17 protein-coding genes are annotated in these 20879 nt (G+C 72.8%); 10 read left to right on the top strand and 7 right to left on the bottom strand.

Annotated elements, in window-relative coordinates:
• Positions 1-6 precede the first annotated feature (6 nt).
• Together O7618_RS10885 and O7618_RS10890 are read right to left on the bottom strand one after the other, a co-directional pair.
• Positions 7-792, bottom strand: coding sequence for a hypothetical protein (locus O7618_RS10885; RefSeq protein WP_278105922.1), 786 nt, complete (start codon positions 790-792; stop codon positions 7-9).
• 85 nt (positions 793-877) lie between these two features.
• Entirely contained in the window at positions 878-2932 is a 2055-nt protein-coding gene (locus O7618_RS10890) for a protein kinase (protein ID WP_278105923.1), read from the bottom strand.
• A gap of 91 nt (positions 2933-3023) precedes the next feature.
• Here O7618_RS10890 and O7618_RS10895 point away from each other — a divergent pair, with 91 nt between their 5' ends.
• The 3 genes from O7618_RS10895 to O7618_RS10905 all read left to right on the top strand — a co-directional run bounded on the left by O7618_RS10895 (position 3024) and on the right by O7618_RS10905 (position 7365).
• Complete coding sequence (locus O7618_RS10895; protein WP_278105924.1) at positions 3024-4340, top strand: low temperature requirement protein A; 1317 nt, start codon at positions 3024-3026, stop codon at positions 4338-4340.
• A gap of 47 nt (positions 4341-4387) precedes the next feature.
• Positions 4388-5452, top strand: coding sequence for an SRPBCC domain-containing protein (locus tag O7618_RS10900; RefSeq protein ID WP_278105925.1), 1065 nt, complete (start codon positions 4388-4390; stop codon positions 5450-5452).
• A 182-nt stretch (positions 5453-5634) separates the two neighbouring features.
• Entirely contained in the window at positions 5635-7365 is a 1731-nt protein-coding gene (locus O7618_RS10905) for a cellulose binding domain-containing protein (RefSeq protein ID WP_278105926.1), read from the top strand.
• A gap of 57 nt (positions 7366-7422) precedes the next feature.
• Here the strand turns inward: O7618_RS10905 and O7618_RS10910 are convergent, their stop codons facing one another.
• Positions 7423-8973, bottom strand: a complete 1551-nt coding sequence (locus O7618_RS10910) for a pectate lyase (protein ID WP_278105927.1) — start codon at positions 8971-8973, stop codon at positions 7423-7425.
• Positions 8974-9380: 407 nt separating this feature from the next.
• On the opposite strand from O7618_RS10910, the gene O7618_RS10915 reads away from it, so the two are divergent.
• Genes O7618_RS10915 through O7618_RS10930 form a run of 4 tightly spaced genes read left to right on the top strand, consistent with a single transcriptional unit; the run spans position 9381 to position 14249 of the window.
• Positions 9381-10124 (top strand): TnsA-like heteromeric transposase endonuclease subunit, encoded by a 744-nt coding sequence (locus tag O7618_RS10915; protein ID WP_278105928.1) that lies wholly within the window; start codon positions 9381-9383, stop codon positions 10122-10124.
• A 59-nt stretch (positions 10125-10183) separates the two neighbouring features.
• Positions 10184-12166: a Mu transposase C-terminal domain-containing protein gene (locus O7618_RS10920; RefSeq protein WP_278105929.1), complete on the top strand. Its 1983-nt coding sequence runs from the start codon at positions 10184-10186 to the stop codon at positions 12164-12166.
• On the top strand, positions 12163-13218 hold the full coding sequence (locus O7618_RS10925) for an ATP-binding protein (protein WP_278105930.1): 1056 nt from the start codon (positions 12163-12165) through the stop codon (positions 13216-13218). The genes O7618_RS10920 and O7618_RS10925 overlap by 4 nt, the downstream gene beginning before the upstream one ends.
• Positions 13215-14249: a hypothetical protein gene (locus O7618_RS10930; protein ID WP_278105932.1), complete on the top strand. Its 1035-nt coding sequence runs from the start codon at positions 13215-13217 to the stop codon at positions 14247-14249. The genes O7618_RS10925 and O7618_RS10930 overlap by 4 nt, the downstream gene beginning before the upstream one ends.
• On the opposite strand, the gene O7618_RS10935 is transcribed toward O7618_RS10930, so the two are convergent.
• Genes O7618_RS10935 through O7618_RS10950 form a run of 4 tightly spaced genes read right to left on the bottom strand, consistent with a single transcriptional unit; the run spans position 14246 to position 17506 of the window.
• Positions 14246-15634: a hypothetical protein gene (locus tag O7618_RS10935; protein WP_278105934.1), complete on the bottom strand. Its 1389-nt coding sequence runs from the start codon at positions 15632-15634 to the stop codon at positions 14246-14248. The two genes, O7618_RS10930 and O7618_RS10935, sit on opposite strands and share 4 nt — an antisense overlap.
• The gene (locus O7618_RS10940; protein ID WP_347405414.1) at positions 15631-16140 is read right to left on the bottom strand and encodes a SigE family RNA polymerase sigma factor; all 510 of its coding nucleotides are present in this window, start codon (positions 16138-16140) and stop codon (positions 15631-15633) included. Before O7618_RS10940 ends, O7618_RS10935 begins: the two co-directional genes overlap by 4 nt.
• A gap of 17 nt (positions 16141-16157) precedes the next feature.
• On the bottom strand, positions 16158-16517 hold the full coding sequence (locus tag O7618_RS10945; RefSeq protein ID WP_278105935.1) for a hypothetical protein: 360 nt from the start codon (positions 16515-16517) through the stop codon (positions 16158-16160).
• 35 nt (positions 16518-16552) lie between these two features.
• Positions 16553-17506 (bottom strand): DMT family transporter, encoded by a 954-nt coding sequence (locus tag O7618_RS10950; RefSeq protein ID WP_278105936.1) that lies wholly within the window; start codon positions 17504-17506, stop codon positions 16553-16555.
• Between O7618_RS10950 and O7618_RS10955 the strand changes: the two genes are divergently transcribed.
• From O7618_RS10955 to O7618_RS10965, 3 genes are all read left to right on the top strand, one after another.
• On the top strand, positions 17505-18896 hold the full coding sequence (locus O7618_RS10955; RefSeq protein ID WP_278105937.1) for a PLP-dependent aminotransferase family protein: 1392 nt from the start codon (positions 17505-17507) through the stop codon (positions 18894-18896). The two genes, O7618_RS10950 and O7618_RS10955, sit on opposite strands and share 2 nt — an antisense overlap.
• Before the next feature lie 171 nt (positions 18897-19067).
• Positions 19068-20111, top strand: coding sequence for an RNA polymerase subunit sigma-70 (locus O7618_RS10960; protein WP_278105938.1), 1044 nt, complete (start codon positions 19068-19070; stop codon positions 20109-20111).
• A gap of 33 nt (positions 20112-20144) precedes the next feature.
• Entirely contained in the window at positions 20145-20591 is a 447-nt protein-coding gene (locus O7618_RS10965) for a DUF6069 family protein (RefSeq protein ID WP_278105939.1), read from the top strand.
• Positions 20592-20879 lie beyond the last annotated feature (288 nt).

The following is a 20879-nucleotide window of genomic DNA, read 5'->3' on the forward strand; positions in this document are numbered from 1 at the left end:
ACCGACTCAGCCCTGCCGGCCGAGGCGACGCCGCGCCGCGACCAGGCCGAACGCGCCGAGCAACGCCAGCCCACCCGCGACGTATCCGGCGACGGGGGTGGCCTCGGTGCTGCCGTCCCCGGTGGCCACCCCGCCGGCCGGCACGGAACCCGCGGCGGCGCCGCTGACCATGCCGCAGGTGGCCGGGTCGGTGGCCTCCTCCGGGATGCCGTTCACACCGACCGACCTGGCGAACGTGGACTCGCCGAGCGCCGCCATGTCGTACGTGCCGTTGCGGTTGGCGTCGATGCCGTGCTGCACCAGGTGCAGGTCCTTGAGGTGGGCGACGGTGCCGGCCGGCAGGTCGGCGGCCGGGATGACCCGGTCGTAGGTCAGCTTGCCCTGGGCGTCCGCCTTCGGCATCCGGTCCACCGCCAGTCCACTGGCCCGGGTGGTGTCCCCGGTCGTGGTGAGCGAGATGAAGATGTCGCCGTACATCTTCAGGCCCTCCTCGGTGCTGACGTAGCCGTCGCCGTCGGCGTCGGCGGACTTGTCCGGGCAGTGGAAGTCCATGCCGTCGACCGCGCCGTGGATGTGCTGCGCGTGCGGGGAGTTCGGGGTCATCCCGGTGGAGGTGATCCGCACCCGCAGGTCACCGCCCTCGGTCGCGGTCAGCGTGGCGGTGCCTTCGGCCCCGGTCTCGTTCAGGTCCAGCAGGGCCACCCGGACGCTCTCGTCGGCGTGCGCGACGCCGGGGAAGCTGAGTACGAGCGCCGCCGCCGGCAGCGCCAGCAGGGTTCGGGACAGTCTCACGGCTTTCTCCTCGTCGCCGGTCCCGGCACCGGCGCCGGGACGTGTCAGGCATTCGGAGCGGCCGGGCGACCGGATGGGTGGCCTCTCACGCGGGGCGGCGGAAGCTGCCCTGCACCACCCGGTACACCTCCTGCTCCGCCGCCCACCGGTCGTCGGCGGTCACCCACACCAGCCGCTGCCGGCTGCCCGCCCCGGCGCCGTTGGCGACCAGGCGGCGGGCGTGCAGGCGGCCCTCGGGACCGTCCCAGGTGTACTCCCACTCGGCCGCGCCACCCGGCCGGATCACCGGGCCGATGCTGATCCGCTCGTATCCGGGCAGCCCGCCGGCCGCGCGCAGCCGCTCGGCCTCGCGCCGCCACAGCCCGCTCGGGTCCGCCACCCGGCCACCGCCGACCTGCACCGCCAGCACTCGCGTCCCGACCGGGCCGCGCAGGCAGACGACCCCGCCGGCGGTGTCGCGGGTCCAGCCGGCCGGCAGGGCGACCGCGAACCCGGTCCGGTCCCGGTGCCACACCCACCCGGCCGGCAACCGACCGCTGCCGCTGGGCGCGCGGCCGGCGGTCACCGGCGCCGACACGGACGGCCGACCGAGGCAGGGCGCGCCCGCCGCGAGGCTGTTCGGTGTCGGGTGCGCCCCGGCCGGCGGCGGACTCACCGCGCCGGGCGTCGGGCCCGGTGGTGCGGAATCGGCCGCCGTCGGGGTCGGGCCGGTCGCGGCGGCCCCGGCCGCCGTCGAGGCCGAGCCACCCCTGGTGCCGTCGGACCACTGCCCGAGCGCGGTCCGCACGCCGGCGACCGCCACCCCGCCGGCCGCCGCCAGCGCCACCACCACGGTGGCCAGGGCGGCCGCGGACCGCCACCCGGCACGCCGGTCCGGCCCGCCGGCCGACACGCGGAACGGGAGGACATCACGCCCCGGTACGGGCGGCCGGCGGACGTCGTGGCCCCCGCCCGGCAGCACCTGCGTCACGTCGCCGCCCGCCGGAGCCGGCGCCGTGTCACCGCCCCACAGAACCTGGGTGACCTCCGACTCCGGCGGCAGCGATCGCATGACGTCCGCCGCCGCCAGAGCCTGCGTGACGTCCGCCGCCAGTAGCGCCTGGGTGACCTCCGCGCTCGACGGCATCGGCCGATCGGCCTCCGCCATCGGCAACGCCTGCGTCACCTCTCCGAGCGGCGTCGACCGGGTGACATCCTCCGCCGTCGCCGGCTGCGGCTCGCCCGCGTCGATCTCGGGCGACCGCGACGGCTCGGCCCTCGGCGTCCGGTCCGCTCCCGCGACGGGACGGGGCGGCGGGCGCAGCCGGCCGAGGCCACGACGAGCATCCAGGCCGGCGACCCGGCGCAGCATCCGGACCGCCTCCCCCGCGGTCAGCCGCTGCCGCTCGTCCCGGGCGAGCAGGCCCGCGACGACCGGCGCGAGCGGCCCGGCGCGGCGCATCCGGTCCGGCGGCTCGGTCGCCATCGCCGACAGCGTCGCCATCGTGCCGGCACGTCGGTAGGGCGGCCGCCCCTCGACCGCCGTGTAGAGCGTGGCGCCCAGCGCCCACAGGTCGGCGCCGGGCGAGGAGACCCCCCGGCGGACCCGCTCCGGCGCCACGTACTGCGGGGTGGCCGTGATGCCCCATGACCGGCTCAGCGCCGCCGCGCCCTCGACCGCCGCCACGCCGAAGTCACCGAGCAGCGCGTGACCGGCGGCGGTCACCAGCACGTTGCGCGGGGTCACGTCGCGGTGCAGCACCCCGACCCGGTGGGCCGCGCGCAGCGCCTCCACCAGTTCGACGCCGATGCCGGCCACCACCCGGGGCGGCAGCGGGCCGTCGTCGGTGACGATCCGGTGCAGCGACCGGGACGGGACGTACTGCATGACGATCCAGGGCCGCCCGTCGGCGGTGATGACGTCGTGCACGCGTACCACATTGGGGTGGTCCAGGCGGGCCGCGGCCCGCGCCTCGCGCAGGGTGCTGTCGTGCAGCTCGGCGGTCTCCCGCGGCGACGCGCCGGCCCGGGGCAGCACCTCCTTGACCGCGACGTCGCGGTCCAGGAGTTCGTCGCGGGCCAGCCACACCCGCCCCATGCCCCCCTGGCCGACGCAGCGCACCAGGCGGTAGCGCCCCACACGCTCGAGATGGTCCGTCACACAGGTGATTCGGCGCCGACCCGGCTGCGGATGGGGTGACCCGCCCACCGATTTCGATCCGGCCCCTGAGCTGGGCTGACACACTCTCTCGGTGGGCGGCGACCGGTGGCGCAAGGGGCTCGGGCCCGCGGCGCGGGTCGCCCCCGCCACCCGGGTGGACAAGTTCGAGATCTTCTTCGACCTCGTCTTCGTGGTCTCCTTCTTCATCATCACCCGGGCGACCGCCGCCAACGTGACCGTGCGGGAGCTGCTGCACGCGCTGCTGGTGCTCGCGGTGCTGTGGTGGTGCTGGGTGGTGCACAGCGCGGTGGCGGCCCGACTGCGGCTGGGCGAGGGCTTCGTGCCGGTCCTCATGGTGGTCGGCATGATCGCGCTGTTCACGTTCGCGCTGGCCCTGCCGCAGACGTTCGGCGACCAGGACAAGGGCGCGGCCGGCCCGATCCTCGTCACGGTCAGCTACGTGGTGATCCGGATCGTGCACACCTCGCTCTACTGGTACGCCACTCGCGACGACCCGCCGGCCCGCCGCAAGGTGTGGCTGTTCCTGCCCGAGGTGCTGCTCTCCACCTGCCTGCTGCTGGTCGCCGCGCTGCTGCCGTCGCACGTCGACCCGGACACCGGGCCGTGGCTGGGCGACGGCCTGTGGATCGCCGTGGTGGCGGTCCAGTACAGCAGCGGCCTGCTGGCCGGCACCGACGGCTGGAAGATCACCTCCGCCGAGCACTGGACCGAGCGGTACGACCTGATCCTGATCATCGCGCTGGGTGAGTCGGTCATCTCGGTGGGCGTCGGCGGCAACCTGCTCGGCAAGCCGGTGACCTGGCCGGCGATCCCGGCGGCGATCTGCGGGATCCTCTTCACCGCCGCGCTCTGGTGGGCACACTTCGACATGATCGGCCCGGCGGCCCGGATCGCACTGCACGCCGCCCAGGGCCATCCGAGGGTGGCCATGGCCCGCGACGCGTACGCCTATCTCTACCTGCCGATGATCGCCGGGGTGATCCTGTTCGCGATCGGGGCCGAGGAACTGATCCGCACCGTCACCGACCCGGCCGGGGGCGTGGCGGAGCGGGGTCACGGGCCGGCGGTACCGCTGCTCTTCGTCGGCGTGATGCTCTATCTCGCCGCCAACATGGCGTTCCAGTGGCGCACGTTGCGGACGGTGTCGTGGACCCGCGTCGGCACCCTGGTGGTGCTGGCGGCGGCGCTGCCGGTCGGCCGGCACCTGCCGGCGCTCGGCGCGCTCGCCCTGGTCACCGTGATCTGCGTGGCGCTCGTCGCGGCCGAGCTGGTGATCTTCGCGGACGCGCGGGCCGCGCTGCGCCGGGTGGTGCACCACGAGCGGTTGAGCGCGGAGGAGAGCGAGGCGGCCTGGCGGGCGCGGTGGCACGACAGCGAGTCGGACTGACCCGACCACGACGGCCGGCCGGGCGAGGAGGGCCGTAGAGTCTCCGGGTGATCGAGATCACCACCGAGGTCGACCTGTTCCACCCGCCCGCCCGCATCTGGCAGGCGCTGACCGAGCGGGCGCTGCTGGCCAAGTGGTTCGTCGAGAGCACGCCCCGGGACGACCGCTGGGTGCTGGCGACCGCGGAGCTGCCCGGCTACGACGCCGACACCGAGGTGGAGGTGGTCGAACTGCGGGCCCCGCGGCGGCTGGTGGTGCGGTGCCGGGAGTCGGGCCGGGCCACCCGGCTGGCCTGCGACCTGACCTCCACGGCGCACGGCGCACGGCTTTCGGTGCGCGAGGTGCTGGAGGAGGGTGACTGGGACGCGGACGCCCGGGCCGAGCAGCACGAGCGGGCGCTGACCGGACGGCTGCCGGCGATCCTCGACTGGCTGGCCTTCCAGGAGGTGGACCTGCGCCGCGCCGAGGGCGGACTGACCGCGGAACTGCCCGTGGTCGCGCTGCCCGGGCCGGGCGGCGCCCGGTCTCGCCGCCGGGTGCTGCTGGCGGCCGGTGCGGTGACGGTGCTCGCCGCCGTCGGCGGCGCCGCGCTGTGGACGACCCCGGGCACGCCGCCCGCGCCGGCCGGGCCGCCGCCGTCCACCCCGCCGCTGGTCATGCCCGCGACGACGGTCGCGTCGCCGCGGCCGGCGACGACCGCCCGGCCCACGCCGAGCCCCAGCCGGCGCAGCGCCTCCCGCTCGCCGTCGGCGTCTCGCTCCCCCAGTCGTACGCCGAGCCCGCCGCCACCGCCGGCCGCCGTGCCGCTGACCGCGACCTACGAGACGGTCACCGACCGGGTCTTCGGCTATCGGGGCGAGGTGGTGCTACGCAACCCCGGCCCGGCACCCCGCGCGGGGTGGACGGTGACCGTGACGATCGGCGACGGCGCCACCGTGGGCGCGGTGGCCGGGGCCGAGTCGATGCAGGAGGGGTCGGTGGTCACGTTCACCGGCGACGCGCTGCCGCCGGACGGGTCGACCACCATCCGGTTCGACGTCCGCGACCCGGACCCGCTGCACGACGCTCCCGAATCGTGCGCCGTCGACGGCGGCCCCTGCACCACCCGCTGACGCCCCGCACCGGACACGCGCGACCCGCCGGAACCGCGAGACATCGGCGCCCGTCATCACGAAAATTCTCCCGTTGAGCACATGGGAGCGCTCCCGTAACATGCCTGATGCGGCTGTTAACGTTCACATTACAATCACGTCCGCGAATGTTCGAGGCCGCCACCACCACAGGAGGAAGCGTTATGTCTATATCCAGAGCCGTCAATGTCGGCCTGGTGTCGGCCGGCGTCGCGTTGCTCGCCTCGGCGGGCGTCGTCGCGGCACTGCCGGCCGGCGCCGCGGCGGCGGGCTGTTCCGTCAAGTACACCGTGTCGTCCCAGTGGGGCGGCGGCTTCGGCGCCGAGGTGACCATCACCAACCTCGGCGACCCACTGTCGAGCTGGACGCTGACCTGGTCCTACGGCGCGGGCCAGACCGTCACCCAGGCATGGAACGCCACCGTCACCCAGAGCGGTGCGGCCGTCACCGCCCGCAACGTCAGCTACAACGGGTCCATCCCCACCAACGGCACCACCTCGTTCGGCTTCAACGGCGCCTGGACCAGCAGCAACCCCGCCCCCACCAGCTTCGCGCTCAACGGGGTCACCTGCACCGGCGGCACCACCACCCCGACCAGCTCACCGACCGGCTCCCCCACGCCCACCCCCACCCCGACGTCGTCACCGTCCACCCCGCCCCCGGGCGGTCCGGCGGACATCACGGTGAACACCGCCACGAAGTACCAGACCGTGGACGGTTTCGGCGCGGCGGTGTCGATCTGGGGTGGCGCGTGGTCGACGGCCGAGACGCAGACGCTGGTCGGGCTCGGTCCCAACCAACTCGGCCTGTCCATCGTGCGCACCGGCCTCTCGCCGGTGTCGAGCGAGTGGTCGACGCAGGTGAGCGCGTTGAAGACGGCGAAGTCGTACGGGTCGAACGTGAAGATCATGGCGTCGCCGTGGACGGCGCCGGCGGCCTGGAAGACGAACAACAGCCGGACCAACGGCGGGAAGCTGAAGACCGACTACTACGACGACTACGCCAACCATCTCAACAGCTACGTCCAGTACATGCGCAACCAGGGCGTGACGATCGACGTCACGTCGGTGCAGAACGAGCCCGACTGGCACCCGGACTACGACTCGATGGACTGGAGCGGCACCGAGCTGCAGACCTTCGTCCGGGAGCAGGGCGCGAAGGTGCAGAACACCAAGTTGATGGTCGCCGAGGCGGTCAACCTGAACTACGGCTACACCGATCCGACGCTCAACGACGCGGCCGCCCGCAACAACATCGGCTACATCGGCGGGCACCTCTACGGCACCGAGGCGTCCGGCCGGCTGAAGCCGTACCCGCTCCCGCAGCAGTACAACAAGCCGGTGTGGATGACCGAGTGGAACCTGCACGAGGCCGACGGCAGCGGCTCGAACATCTGGGGCAACCCCAGCAACGCGGCGGCCTGGAACGAGACACTGGACGACATCATGCGCACCGTGCACAAGTCGATGGAGTCCAACTGGAGCGCCTACGTCTGGTGGTACGGCAAGCGCTACTACTCGTTCATCGGTGACGGCGAGGCCGCGTACGGCACGACAGCCGGCGCGCCACTCAAGCGCGGGTACGCGTTCTCGCAGTTCGCGAAGTACGTCCGCCCCGGCTACCAGCGGATCGGGCTGACGAAGAGCGCGAAGGCGTCGCCGCTGGAGGTGACCGCCTACTCCGGCGACGGCAAGGTCACGCTGGTGATCCTCAACCGCTCGACCAACGCGGTGAACAACGCGGTCATCCAGGCGCCGCAGAACGTCAGCAGGGCCGAGTACATCGCCACCTCGCAGAACGCGAGTGCGGCGAGTCAACCGGTCGGCGTGAACGGGAACCAGGTCTCCGTGAGCGTCGGCGCACGCAGCATCTCCACCGTGGTGCTCACCCTCTGAGGGAGGGCACACCGGGCGGGGGCGGCTGGCACGGCCGCCCCCGCCTCGCTCTGCGGATCAGCCGGCGTACGTCTCGAACTCGCCGACCTTCGGCGTACCGTTCGAGCTGTTGATCTTGAAGTTGATCTTCTTCAGCGAGGTCGCGGCGAAGCTGGTGGACCCCGCCCCGCTCCCGGAGGCCAGCACGGCCCCGGTGTCGTTGTTGACGAGCTGCCACGACCCGATCGAGCCCTGGGTGCCGGAGGGCTCGCGGATGACCACCCGCGACACCGTGGTGGCCGACCCCCACTTGATCGAGATGGTGCCGGTGGACCCGGACGGTGACCAGTACGTGCTCAGGCTGCCGTCGCGCACGTTTCCGTAGCTGGTGCCGCCGGCCTTGCTGGAGCCGTCGGCGCCGGCGCCGGAGGCGAGGCTCAGGTTGGTCCCGCCGGGCGGCGGCGGGCTGGTGGTCGTCGGCGGCGGCGTGGTCGGCGCGGGCGTGGTGGGCGGCGGCGACTGCGGCGCGCAGGCGCCGTTCGACACCTTCAGGCCGGTGTTGGCGCCGGCCGTCTGCCGGACGATGTCCGGCACGCAGCTCGCCCCGTCCAGCCGGTACGAGTACGGAATGCCCACCGTGGTGGTGGACGTCGGGTTCGGCCCGGCCGGGTAGTTCTCGTTGCCCGGCGCCGACCAGGTGACGTTGTCGAAGATGTTGCCGCCGACCTGCCAGGTGCCGCGCTCGTTGGTGTAGAACGTGCCGAGCACGTCCTTGGAGTTGCGGAAGTAGTTGTTCTCCACCTTGGCCCGGGCGCCGGCGCGCGAGTTGATGCCGGACTCGTGCAGGGCCGAGTAGTGGTTGTTGAACATGTGCGCGACGCCGCCGCGCAGCAACGGCGTGCGCGAGTCGATGTTCTCGTAGAGGTTGTGGTCGAACGTGATGAAGCCGTTCGACCGGTCGCTCTCGCTGGAGCCGATGAGCCCGCCCCGGCCGGAGTTGCGCAGGATGCTGTAGGACAACGTCACGTACTGGGTGTCGTCCTTCATGTCGAAGAGGCCGTCGAAGCCCTCCGCCTCCCCGCCCGACGCCTCCAGCGTGACGTGGTCCACCCAGATGTTGCGGACCGTGCTCTCCATGCCGATGGCGTCGCCGCCGTTCGAGGTGGGCGAACCCGACTTCTTCACGTTCCGCACGGTGACGTTCTGGACGATGATGTTGCGGGAGTCGCGGATGTGGATGCCGATCTGGTCGAAGACCGCGCCGCCGCCCACCCCGATGATGGTGACGTTGCTGATCTGCTTCAGCTCGATCACGCCGGCCGCGGTGTTGCAGCTCGGTCCGGAGACCTTGGCGGTGTTGCCGTGGTTGATGGTCCCGGAGACCTCGATGGTGATGGGGGTGCTGCTGCTGGCCCGGTTGCACAGCGCGGTGTGGATCGCGGTGCCGGTGGTGGCGCGTACCGTCTGCCCGCCCGCGCCGCCGGTGGTCCCGCCGTTCTGGCTCGCGAAGCCGGTGGCGGTCCCGGCCGCCGCCGAGGCCTGCGGGGTCGGCACGGCCACGGCGACCGCGACCCCCACCACCGCGGTGGCCACCGTGGCCTGAAGTCGTAGTGCGACTGGTCGTCTCATTGACGCCTCGATTCGTTTTCGCGCACGCCGGATAGACCGGCTGTCGCCGAACGGGAAATGTGGATTGCCGCGACGCGGTCCGACGCGTCGCCGGCGGCGTGTCATCCATTCGCGGTGCCCGGCCCGCAAACGAAACATCGATGTGACGCAATCGTAAGAAAGCGCTTTCGCTCGGGGCAAGGGCTGGCGTTTGCAGGTTTTTTGCACTGGCCGGGTGGCCGGGGACGGCGCGGAGCCGCCCCCGGACCGGTCACCGACAGGCCCAGCGCACCGGCCGGACCTGGCTGTCCGTTGCCAGCGAAGTTGAACTCCTTGCCATCGAATCTGGTTCGGATGGATTTTCTGCCACTACAGTTGGCCCACCCCGGTGATCGAGTCTGGAGTGGATGGTGGGATTGGCTCGGTCTGTGGCGGTGGAGCCCGGCCAGCAGGAGGTGGTGCTGGAGTTCGTCGGTGCCGCCGGGCGGCAGCGTGAGCCGTTGCTGGCGTGCCGGGCGATGGCGTTCGAGGACGTTGAGCCGGTGCGGCGTTTCCGCTGGTCGAGGGGTCGGCGGGATTTCGCCGGGTGGTGGTGGTCGGCCACGACGGGCCGGCACGTGGGCTACGAGTCCTGGCTCGAACGTGACCATGTGATGTTGCTGGACTTCGACCAGGAGGTGGTGGGTGTCGCGTCGCAGCCGTTCTGGTTGCACTGGTCGGACGGGACGCGGTCGCGTCGGCACGCGCCCGACTACTTCGCGCGGAGCGTGGACGGGACCGGCGTGGTGATCGATGTGCGGCCGGACGAGCGAGTCGCACCTGCTGACGAAGAGGCGTTCGCCGTGACGGCGTGGGCTTGCGCGCAGGTGGGGTGGGAGTTCCGCCGGGTTGGGGTGCTACCTGGTGTGTTGCTGAGTAACGTGCGGTGGTTGTCGCGGTATCGGCATCCCCGGTGCGGCCAGGACATCGATCTGGCGGACCGGTTGGGTGAGGTGTGTCAGCGGCCGAGGCCGTTGTTCGAGGCCGCCGCGGAGGTCGGTGACCGGCTCGCGGTGCTGCCGGTGCTGTTCCACCTGCTGTGGTGGCGGGTGCTTCGGGTTGATCTGGAGATCGAGTTGTTGCATCCGGGCAGCCTGGTGAGCGTCGCCGCCCAGGGCGGGGCCCTGCGGTGACCGGGCGGGGAAGGTTGGGGCCTGGTGATCGGGTCCGGGTCGACGGGGCGGTGTTGACGGTGGTCGGTGTCGCGGGGCCGGCGGTCCGGCTGGCCGATGCGATGGGCGTGGTCAGCACGGTGCCGTTGGCGGTGTTGCAGGCGTCACCGGGTTTCGCCGTGGTCGGCGCGGGAGCGCCGGCGGTGGTGCCGGCGGCTGGCCAGTTGGAGGATGTCCCGGCTGCCGTGCTCGAGCAGGCGCTCTGGTGGGAGCAGCACATTCTGGAAGTGCTGCATGGCCGCCGTCGTGACGGTGACGTCGGCGAGGGGCCGCGTCCGGAGTATGACCCGGTGGTGCAGTCGCTGGCCCGCAGGGAGCGGGCGAAGGTGGCCGAGCTGAACGCCGCTGGTTGCCCGGCGGCGATTAGTACGGTGCGTCGGTATCGGCTGCGTTATCAGGCGCAGGGGTTGTTCGGGCTGGTTGATCAGCGGGCGGCGCGGCGCACGCCGGTGTTCGGGCGGGTGGACGAGGCGGTGGTGGAAGCGATGCGCGCGGCGATCGCCGAGACCACGGACGCGTCCTCACGCACGGCCGGTTTCGTGCTCTGGCGCACCGAGCAGCTGCTCGCCGCCCGCGGTGATGCGGTGGTGGTGCCGTCGCAGCGCACGCTCTACCGGCTGTTCGACAAGCTCGCCGCGGGCAAGCACGTGACCGGGGCTGCGCGCACCCGCCGGTCGTTGGCCAACCGCCCGGACGGGCCGTTCGGGCAGGTGACGGTTTCCGCACCGGGTGAGCTGATGCAGATCGACTCGACCCCACTGGACGTGCTGGTCCTGCTCGATGACGGGGTGGTCGGCCGGGTGGAGCTGACCGGCATGATCGATGTCGCGACCCGCACGGTCACCGCCGCGGTGTTGCGTCCGACGACGAAGGCGGTGGACGCGTCGGTGCTGCTGGCGCGCACGGTGACGCCCGAGCCGATGCGTCCGGGGTGGGTCGACGCGCTGCGGATGTCCCGTTCGGTGCTGCCGCACCAGCGGCTGCTGAGCATCGATGAGCGGCTGGAACACGCCGCTGCCCGTCCGGTGATCGTTCCGGAGACGATCGTGTGTGATCACGGCAAGGTGTTCGTGTCGCACAACTTCCGGGCGTCCTGCCGGTTCCTGGGGATCAACTTCCAGCCGGCGCATAAGGCAACGCCGACCGACAAACCCCACATCGAGCGGATGCTGGCGTCGGTCGCGACCGGGTTCACGCAGTTCGTCGCCGGTTACACGGGCGCGAACGCCGAACGTCGCGGACGCAAGGTCGAGGACGGACCGTTGTGGTCGCTGCTTGAGCTGCAGGAACTACTCGACGAGTGGATCGTCGCGGCATGGCAGAACCGGCCGCATGACGGCCTGCGGGATCCGGTCAGCCCGGGGCGGGCGTTCACCCCGAACGAGAAGTACGCGGCGCTGATCGAAGCGGCCGGCTACGTCCCGGTGGCGCTGTCCGGCGCCGACTACATCGAGCTGCTACCGGCCCGCTGGCAGGCGATCAACGCCTACGGCATCCGAATCAACTACCGCACCTACGACGCCGAGGCGCTCAACCCGCTGCGCGGGCAGCCCTCCGGGGTGACGGCCAAGAACGACCGGTGGGAGATTCACTACGACCCTTACGACGTGTCCCGGGTCTGGGTGCGTGACCCGGCCGGCGGCTGGATCCGGGCGGGCTGGAAACACCTGGACAGGGTCATCAGTCCGTTCGGGGAACTCGCCTGGGACCACGTCCGCAAGGGCCTGCCGGAGGCCACCGAGGCCGAGCTCGCCGACGCGGTCAACGCCCTGCTGCAACGCGCGCATCGCGGACCGCCTGAGTCTTCCGCTGCTGCCGCGCCCTCGCGGCGAGACAGGCGGGTCGTCGCCCGCACCCGCGCCGCGACCCCTGCCGTCCCTCTGCCGTCGCCGCCCTTCGACGGCGCTCAGGACGAGGCGGACGGCGAGGACACCGGCCCGATCGCCCCGGTGATCCCGCTGGGAGTGTTCGACGCTCACGAGGAAGCGAAGAAACGCTGGTGACCGCCCGGCCCCAAAACTCCGACGACGGCACGCACCGGCAGCTGACCACCCTGGCCGGCTGGCGGGCGTTCGTGCAGGAGGCCCCGGTCGCGTCGAAGTTGCTCCCTGAGCGGGACTGGAACCAGCTGTCCGACCACGATCGCCTGACTTACGACGAGCGGCGCCTGAACTATCACGCCTACCTGCTGGTGGTGGCCACACCCACGATCCGGCAGGTCATCACCGAGGGACGCCGCCTTACCTACCTCAACCGCAACGCCCACTCCGGCCGCAGCGGACTGATCCTGTCCGGGGCCGCCCGCACCGGCAAGACCACCGCCCTGACGCAACTGGGCAAAACCCTCGACGTCATCCACCGGGGACGCCGCCCTGAATCCGCCGGTGACATTCCGACCGTCTACATCACCGTCCCACCGGCCGCGACGGCGAAGATGATCGCGATCGAGTTCGCCCGGTTCCTCGGCCTGCCCACGGCCCCACGAGCGAACATCACCGACATCATCGAGGCCGTCTGCGGGGTCTGCATCGACGCGCGCACCGCTCTGATGGCCGTCGACGAGATACACAACCTCGCCCTGGCCACCCGCACCGGCGCCGAGGCCTCCGACATGCTCAAGTACTTCTCCGAACGCATCCCCGCCACATTCGTCTACGCCGGCATCGACGTCGAACGCGCCGGTCTGCTGGCCGGCACCCGCGGCGAGCAGATCGCCGGACGCTTCAGCATGATCCGCACCGAGGCGTTCGCACCCGGCGAGCACTGGACCGGGCTCATCGCCGTCCTGGAAGACAGCCTCCGCCTGCACCGCCACCACCCCGACACCCTCACCGGCCTGGGCGACTACCTGCACCAACGCACAAGCGGCATGATCGGCAGCCTGCTGAGGCTCATCCGCGGCGCCGCGGTCCAAGCCGTCCTCGACGGCACCGAACGCATCACCCGCCGCAGCCTGGACTCCATCCAGATCGACATCGCCGCGCAGACCGCCGCCAGCAGGGCCACCCGCAGACCCCGCCAGCCCGCGAGCAGGCAAACCGCCCCGATCCCATGAGCCGCGACACCACGCCCGACCGTCCGCAGCGGCTACCCCGGCACGTTGCGCTGAGCCCAGGGGAAAGCCCAGAGTCGTTCCTGCGGCGTCTAGCCACCGCCAACCACCTGCGCCCCAGCTACCTGCGCACCTATCTCAGTTCCACGCCGGGAACCGTTGGTGGTCTCCAGGTCTCACGCCTGGCGGCCGTGACAGGCCGCACGACCGACGAGCTCACCCGGGTGATGCCCGCCCTCCGACCGGCAGCGCCCGGCCCCCCACTGCGCACACCGCGGCCAACCGACGCGACGCCCGTCACGCGGGAACCCCACGATCCGGCGGGCCTGCCCTCGGCCCTGCGCCGCGCAGCCGGCGCAGACGAAACCGTCAACCGACTGAGCAGGCAATTCGCGGTCCCGCGACGCACGATCATCCGAGCGCTAACGAACCAGACCGGGCCCCGCCACCACAACCGCAGCCCATGGAACAACCCCGTGCTGAACCACGTCGCCGGCCACCTCGACCACCTCATCGCCCAGAACCCGACGGCGACGATCTGGTCGATCTGGCAGCAGCTGCAAGCCGAGCAGGCCCTGACGGTCTCCTACTGGACCGTCCGCAACTACGTCAACCGCGCCCGCGCTGACCCCGCCGACACCGCATCCGCCCAATTCCTACTCAGCAGAGCCGAACTGTTCACCGCGATTCGCGCACACGCAGCCGGCCACGACCTCATCACCGCACTGGCCAGCCAGTTCCTCACCGACCCCGCAGTCGTCGAGCAAGCCCTCACCGGCCGGGCACCGGAACCAGCCACACCAAAAGCGCAGAGCACCTACAGCAACCCCATCCTGGATCGGCTCCGCCCCCACATCGACCAGATGATCACCACCGAACCAGACATCACGATCGTGTCCATCTGGCAGCGCCTCGTCGACGACCACCACGCCGAGACCTCGTATCACACCGTCCGTGACTACGTCTCCCGCGAACACCGCCAGCACTCCATCGGCAGCCGAACCCGTCAACGACCGAACCCGAACGCTCCCTAACCCGGTCGCAGCGCGACGGCCAACACCACGATCAGGTTCAGATTCGGTGGCACAGATCTCAAGCCCGACGGCCACATCTGAGCACGCGAACCAACTTCTTTGCCATCGAAGATGAACCGTCCCTGGTCACGACGACCAACACGGTTCAACTTCGCTGTCAACGGACACTGGCCGTCGGACTCGAGCCTCCCGCCGAGCACCCGCCCGTCGTCGCTGAAGGCGGTCACCGCGCCCTGCCGCTGCCCGCGCCACCCGTCCGGCACCGGCAGCCTCACCGACCCCGCGTCGGTGAGCACACCGGGGACGTCGTCGTCGACCCAACCCGCCATCCAGCCGCGACCGTTGCCGGTTCCCGCCCAGAATCGGCCCTCCAGCACGTCCGCCCGGCCGGTCCGCAGGTCGATGCGCACCGGGTACTCGCGTACGCCGCTGCGCGGGACCACCTCGGTGAAGCGCTCGGCCAGGCCGGTCACCCAGCCACCGGACAACGACAGGGACAGGAACTGGGTGGCCGTACCGCCCGGCACCGTCGGCAACGGCAGCACCTCCGGCCGGGCCGCACCCGGTCGCCACACCACCGCGCGCGTGCTCTGGTCCCGCTTCCCCTCGGACAGCACGCCCAGGATGGTGCCGTCGTCGTCGATGCCGACGGCCGAGCCCTCCCACCGCGGGCCGGGCAGCGGCAGGTCGACCGGCCGACTCCGGTACGAGTCCCACACCACCGGCACCTGCCTGGCCGCCGGGTCCAACCTGTCTCCCGGGCTGCGGTAACCGACGATCCGACCGGCGTCGTTGACGGCCAGCGCCGCCCGGGACGTGTCACCGGGCAGCGCGACGACCTCGCCGTCGCGCACCGCCCACGCCCGCGACGTCGGGCCGGCCACCACCGACGAGCCCACCGCCAGTTCGGCCCGGTTGACGGCCGCGAGCCTCTGCAACGAGCCCGGCAGCTCGACCTCCCGGACCCGATCCCCCGTCCAGATCAGCAGGCCGAAATCCGTCACCTTCGACCCCTGCTCGGCCCGCCGGCCGACCAGCCACCGGCCGTCCGGGTCGCCACCGGTGACCGCGCCCTGTCCGTCGCCCGGCACGGGCAACAGCGTCGCCGCGCACACCCCCTGCCACGGACCGGTCGGCGCCGTCGTCGACCGGCCGGCGCTCGCGGCCGGCGCGGGCGCCTTTCGCCCGTCCGCGCCCAGCACCGCCGGCAGCGCGGCCACCGCCAGCACCCCCAGCGCGGCCGCACCGGCCGCCGCCACCCGCCGGTTGCGCCGCCGCCGGCGAGCCTCCCGGATCGCCCCCGGCAGGTCGATCCGGTACGGGCCGGCCGGCTCGTCGTCCAGCCACCGCAGCCGATCGGCGACCTGGTCATCATCGATCCTCATGCTCCCCGCCCCTTTCCCGTCCAGCCGGCCATCTCGCGATCCCCGAGCAGCCGTCGCATCGCCGCCAGCCCGTGCGAGGTCTGGCTCTTCACCGTGCCGGGCGAGCAGCCCAACGTCCGAGCCACCTCCTCCACCGGCAGGTCGTGCAGGAAACGCAGCACTAACACCGCCCGCTGGCGGGGCGGCACCCGGGTCAGGGCGTCACGCAGCACGGTCTGCTCCTCCACGCCCCGGTCATGGGTGGCCCGCACGTCGGGCGGCCCGCCGAACAGGTGCACCCGCCACCAGCCGCGCCGCCGGGTGTCCACGAAGTGCCGGACCAGCACCGTGCGGACGTACGCGTCGAGCTGCTCGACCTCACCGATCCGTTTCCAGCGCAGGTAGAGCCGGGTTGCGGTTTCCTGCACCAGGTCATCGGCCAGATCGCGGTCGCCGCAGAGGCCGTACGCGAGCCGCCGCAGTGCCCGGTAGGCGTGCCGTGACGTACTCGATGTATTCCTGATCAGACGCGTCCGGCATCCGGTTACCTCCCTGGGGTCCACCGTTCCAGACGCCACCGGCCCGGGATCGGTTGTATCGCGCCGCCGCTCTCGCCGATCGCGGACTTGTGGTGCCAGTTCTCGCGGTATGGGGCCTCTGCGAGCAGCCGGTGCGACCACGCGCCATGCAGCCGCAGCCGCAGGCCCGCGGCGGCGAACCCCTCCCGGGTCACCCACCGCCGCACCACCACCGCGCCGAGCGCGGGCATCATCGCCACCGGCAGCTGGACCAGCGGATTCACCAACGACCAGCCCATCACCCACCGGGCGAGGAAGAGGCACGGCCACGTCCCGCCGAACGCGACGACCAGAAAGACGACGATTCCGCGCACCCGAAGTGACATGCACTGAGCTGATCATCGCGAGGGCGGCGGAGGCACTACCGCTGGGTGGCCCGTTCGGGGTGGGCCTGGGCGTACCCCGGTGGTCGTGCGGTACCGCCGCGGGTGCGCTGGATGAGCACGACGCAGGCCAGCACCGCCGCCGCCACCGCGACGGCGGCCGGGGTGACCGCCTCACCGAGCAGCAGCGCCGACCAGAGCAGCGTGAGCACCGGCTGGGCGAGCTGGATCTGGCCCACCCTGGCGATGCCGCCCCGGGCCAGGCCGGCGTACCAGGCGAAGAAGCCGAGGAACATCGAGACGACGGTCAGGTAGCCGAACGCGGACCAGGCGGCGGCGCCGCCGGCGCGCGGCGGGTCCGCGACGGCGGCCACCGCCGTGATCGGCACCGTGACCGGCAGCGAGAGCAGCAACGCCCAGCAGATCGTCCGGGCGCCGCCCAGCTCGCGGGCCAGCACACCGCCCTCGGCGTAGCCCAGGCCGCACAGCGCCACGGCGGCCAGCAGGAACACGTCGGCCGGCGACAGCGCGCCACGCATCGCGCCACCGGCCGCGAGGAACGCGAGCACCAACGCCAGACCGGCGGCGCTGGCGATCCAGAACAACGGCGGCGGCCGTTCGCCGGCGCGCAGCACGGCGAACACGGCGGTCATGGCCGGCAGCACGGTGACCACCACCGTGCCGTGCGCGGCGGTCTGCGTGGTGAGCGCGAGCGAGGTGAACAGCGGGAAACCGACGACCACGCCGAGCGCCACGATCGACAGTCGCCGCCACTGCGCCCGGGTCGGGCGCGGCGCACCGGTCAGCCGCAGGTACGCCGCCGCGAGCAGGGCCGCGCCGACGGCCCGTCCGAACGCGACGAACCACGGGTCGAGGTCGTGCACCGCGAGGCGGGTGGCCGGCAGCGACATGCTGAACGCGACCACCCCCACCGCGCCGAGCGCGACGGCCGTTATCGTCCTGGGCGAAGTAGCGCTACTCTGTTCCGTCATGAATGATGGTAGCGCCGTCGACCGCGTTGTCCAGCACCTGCGCGCGTTCGTGACGGCCGGCGCACCGGGCGCGCGACTGCCGTCGGTACGCGAGCTGACCGCCCGCCACCGCGTCTCGCCGGTGACCGTCGCCGAGGCGACGCGTCAGCTCGTAGCCCAGGGCCTGGTCGAGACGCGGTCCGGTCGCGGCTCGTTCGTGGCGGCCCGCCGGCCGGAGCGGGCGGCCCGCGACCTGTCCTGGCAGACGGTCGCGCTCGGACCGCGACGGGCGGGTGAGGACGACATGCAGGCGTTACTGGCGTTACCGCCTTCCGGCGCGATCCCGTTGACCGGCGGCTACCTCGACCCGGATCTCCAGCCGGCCGCCGCGCTCGGCGCGGCGCTCGCCCGCGCGGCGCGGCACCCGGCGGCGTGGCAGCGCGGCCCGGTGGAGGGGCGCGCCGACCTGCGGTCCTGGTTCGCCCGCGCGGCCGGCGGCGGCCTGCGCGCCGAGGACATGGTGATCTGCCCGGGTGGGCAGGCCGCGCTCGCCTCCACGCTGCGGGCGCTCACCACGCCGGGGGACGCGTTGCTCGTCGAGTCACCCACCTATCTGGGCGCGCTGGCCGCCGCGCGCGCGGCCGGGTTGCGGGTGGTGCCGGTGCCCGCCGACACCGAGGGCGTACGCCCCGATCAGCTCGCCGCCGCGTTCACCCGCACCGGCGCCCGGCTGTTCTACTGCCAGCCCTTGCACGCCAACCCGCACGGCGCCACCCTCTCCCCCGCACGGCGCGCGGATGTCGCCGCGGCGGTTCGTGACGCCGGAGCGTTCCTGATCGAGGACGACTACGCCCGCGACCTCACCGTCGACGGCGAGGCGCCGCCACCGCTGGCCGCCGACGACCCGGACGGACACGTCGTCTACCTGCGCTCGCTGACCAAACCGGCCGCACCCGGCCTGCGCATCGCCGCGCTCGGCGCCCGGGGGCCGGCCGGGGCGCGACTGCGCGCCGCCCGGCTGCTCGACGACTTCTTCGTCGCCGGGCCGCTGCAACAGGCCGCGCTGGAGTTCCTCACCGCACCGGCCTGGGACCGGCACCGCCGTACCCTCCGCCGGGAGCTGCGGTCCCGCCGCGACGCGCTGCTCGCGGCGTTGGACCGGCACCTGCCGGCGCTCACCCCGCGCGACGTGCCCCGGGGTGGCCTGCACCTCTGGGTGCGGCTGCCGGCCGGTGCGGACGACGTCGCGGTGACCGCCGCGGCCGCCGCGGCGGGCGTCACCGTCTTCCCCGGCCGCCCCTGGTACGCCGCCGAGCCACCGGCGCCGCACCTGCGCCTCACCTACGCCGCCGCCGCGGCGGATCAGATGGACGAGGCGGTCCGCCGGCTCGCCACCGCTGTCGAGCGCTGACGCCCCCGGTCACCCGGCGCCACCACCGCCGCGCCACCCACATGCCGGGGCCACCCGGCCGTCCGGTCGGGCGGGTCACCGGTGCGTTCCGTCGGGCACAGTGGTCGCCGCCGGCGACCACGTCGAGCGGGTGCGCCGCCTGCCCGGGGCCGGATGAGCGGTTGACCAGTTGTGCCCGCTCGCCGACCCGGTGATGAGTTCTCCGGCCCACGGCAGTCATACCTTCGACGGGACACCACGAGGCGGAAGGACGACCGGATGGGTGAGATCGACGAGTCGGCGTTCTCGGGGCTGGCCGAGCGCCACCGGCGGGAGCTGCACGTGCACTGCTACCGGATGCTCGGCTCGTTCGAGGACGCCGAGGACACCGTGCAGGAGACGTACCTGCGGGCCTGGCGGCGACGGGAGACCTACCAGGGGCGGTCCACGTTCCGGGCCTGGCTCTACCGGATCGCCACCAACGCCTGCCTGGACCTGCTCGCCCGGTGCCGGCCGGAACCCGCGACCGGTGGCGAGGTGCGCTGGCTCCAGCCCTATCCGGACCGGCTGCTCGACGAGCTGCCCGCGGCCGGCGCCGACGAGCCGGAGACGCTCACCGTGGCGCGGGAGACCATCGAACTGGCGTACCTGGTGGCGGTGCAGCACCTCGCGCCGCGCCCCCGGGCCGTGCTGATCCTGCGCGACGTCCTCGGCTGGCCGGCGAAGGACGTCGCGGAGCTGCTCGGCGACTCGGTCAACTCGGTGAACAGCGCGCTGCAACGGGCTCGCGCCGGCATGCGCGAGCACCTGCCCGCCGGGCGGCAGGACTGGACCGGCGGCGACGGCGACGCCGGGACCCGTGAGCTGGTCCGCCGCTTCACCGACGCCAGCGTGGCCACCGACATCGCCGGGCTCACCGCGATGCTGCGCGACGACGTCCGGTGCGCGATGCCGCCCACCCCGGGCCTGCACGTCGGCCGAGACGCGGTGGTGAAGGACTGGGTCGACGACGGCTTCGAGGGCATGACCGGCCTGCGCGGCGTCCCCACCGCCGTGAACCGGCAGCCGGCCGTCGCCTTCTACCACTGGCGGGAGCGCGAGGGCGCGTACCTGCCGCTGACGCTCGACGTCCTGCGCGTCACCGGCGGCGCGATCACCGAGATCTTCACCTTCCACGCCGACCGGTTCGCCGGGCTCGGCCTGCCGGAGCGGCTGCCGGCGGACGGCTCCGAGTAGCGCTCCCCCGGCACCGACCACGGAGGTCCTGACATGACCGGCACCACCCACACCACCGACCCGGCACCGGACCAGGTCCGCCGTGCCCACCGGTTCCGCCGGCTCGCCGGCGCCGCGCTGCTCGCCACGCCGGTCGCGGTGGCGGCCACCACGACCGCCGCCGCGCTCGCCCGGGCCGCCGGCGTCGACTTCGCGATCCCCGACGGCGGCGAGTACATCCCGTTGCCCGGTTTCGGCGTGCTGACCGGTGTCTTCTCGCTCCTGGGCGTGGTGATCGCCGCCGCCCTGCTGCGGTGGAGCGCCCACCCCGCCCGGCGGTTCCTCTGGACGGCGGTGACGCTGACCGCGATCTCGCTCGTCCCGCCGTTCCTGGTCGGTGCCGCCCCGACCACCGTGCTGACCCTGCTCGTCCTGCACCTGATCCCCGCCGCCGTGATGATCCCGACCCTGACCCGAGCCCTTCCCACCCGTCCGGACTGACCCGTTCACCTCGGCATCTGGCCGCTCGGCCGGCGCGAGCCCGTTCACCTCGGCATCTGGCCGCTCGGCCGGCGCGAGCCCGTTCACCTCGGCATCTGGCCGCTCGGCCGGCGCGAGCCCGTTCACCTCGGCATCTGGCCACTCGGCCGGCGCGAGGCGTTTCGCCCGGACCAGGGCCTCCGCCGCGCGCTCGGCGTCACCCACCAGGAGGGACGCGCTCACCGGTCACGACGCCACCGCCGATCCGGCACGGCACGCGTCGTGTCCCCCACCGCGCGGCGCGGATGG

It is taken from the genome of Micromonospora sp. WMMD980 (assembly GCF_029626035.1).
GTDB lineage: Bacteria > Actinomycetota > Actinomycetes > Mycobacteriales > Micromonosporaceae > Micromonospora.

Excerpts from the sequence above, each read along its gene's own strand:
- O7618_RS10905 (WP_278105926.1), top strand. The coding sequence starts at position 5,635 with ATGTCTATATCCAGAGCCGTCAATGTCGGCCTGGTGTCGGCCGGCGTC.
- O7618_RS10910 (WP_278105927.1), bottom strand. The coding sequence starts at position 8,973 with ATGAGACGACCAGTCGCACTACGACTTCAGGCCACGGTGGCCACCGCG.
- O7618_RS10930 (WP_278105932.1), top strand. The coding sequence starts at position 13,215 with ATGAGCCGCGACACCACGCCCGACCGTCCGCAGCGGCTACCCCGGCAC.
- O7618_RS10935 (WP_278105934.1), bottom strand. The coding sequence starts at position 15,634 with ATGAGGATCGATGATGACCAGGTCGCCGATCGGCTGCGGTGGCTGGAC.
- O7618_RS10945 (WP_278105935.1), bottom strand. The coding sequence starts at position 16,517 with ATGTCACTTCGGGTGCGCGGAATCGTCGTCTTTCTGGTCGTCGCGTTC.
- O7618_RS10955 (WP_278105937.1), top strand. The coding sequence starts at position 17,505 with ATGAATGATGGTAGCGCCGTCGACCGCGTTGTCCAGCACCTGCGCGCG.
- O7618_RS10950 (WP_278105936.1), bottom strand. The coding sequence starts at position 17,506 with ATGACGGAACAGAGTAGCGCTACTTCGCCCAGGACGATAACGGCCGTC.
- O7618_RS10965 (WP_278105939.1), top strand. The coding sequence starts at position 20,145 with ATGACCGGCACCACCCACACCACCGACCCGGCACCGGACCAGGTCCGC.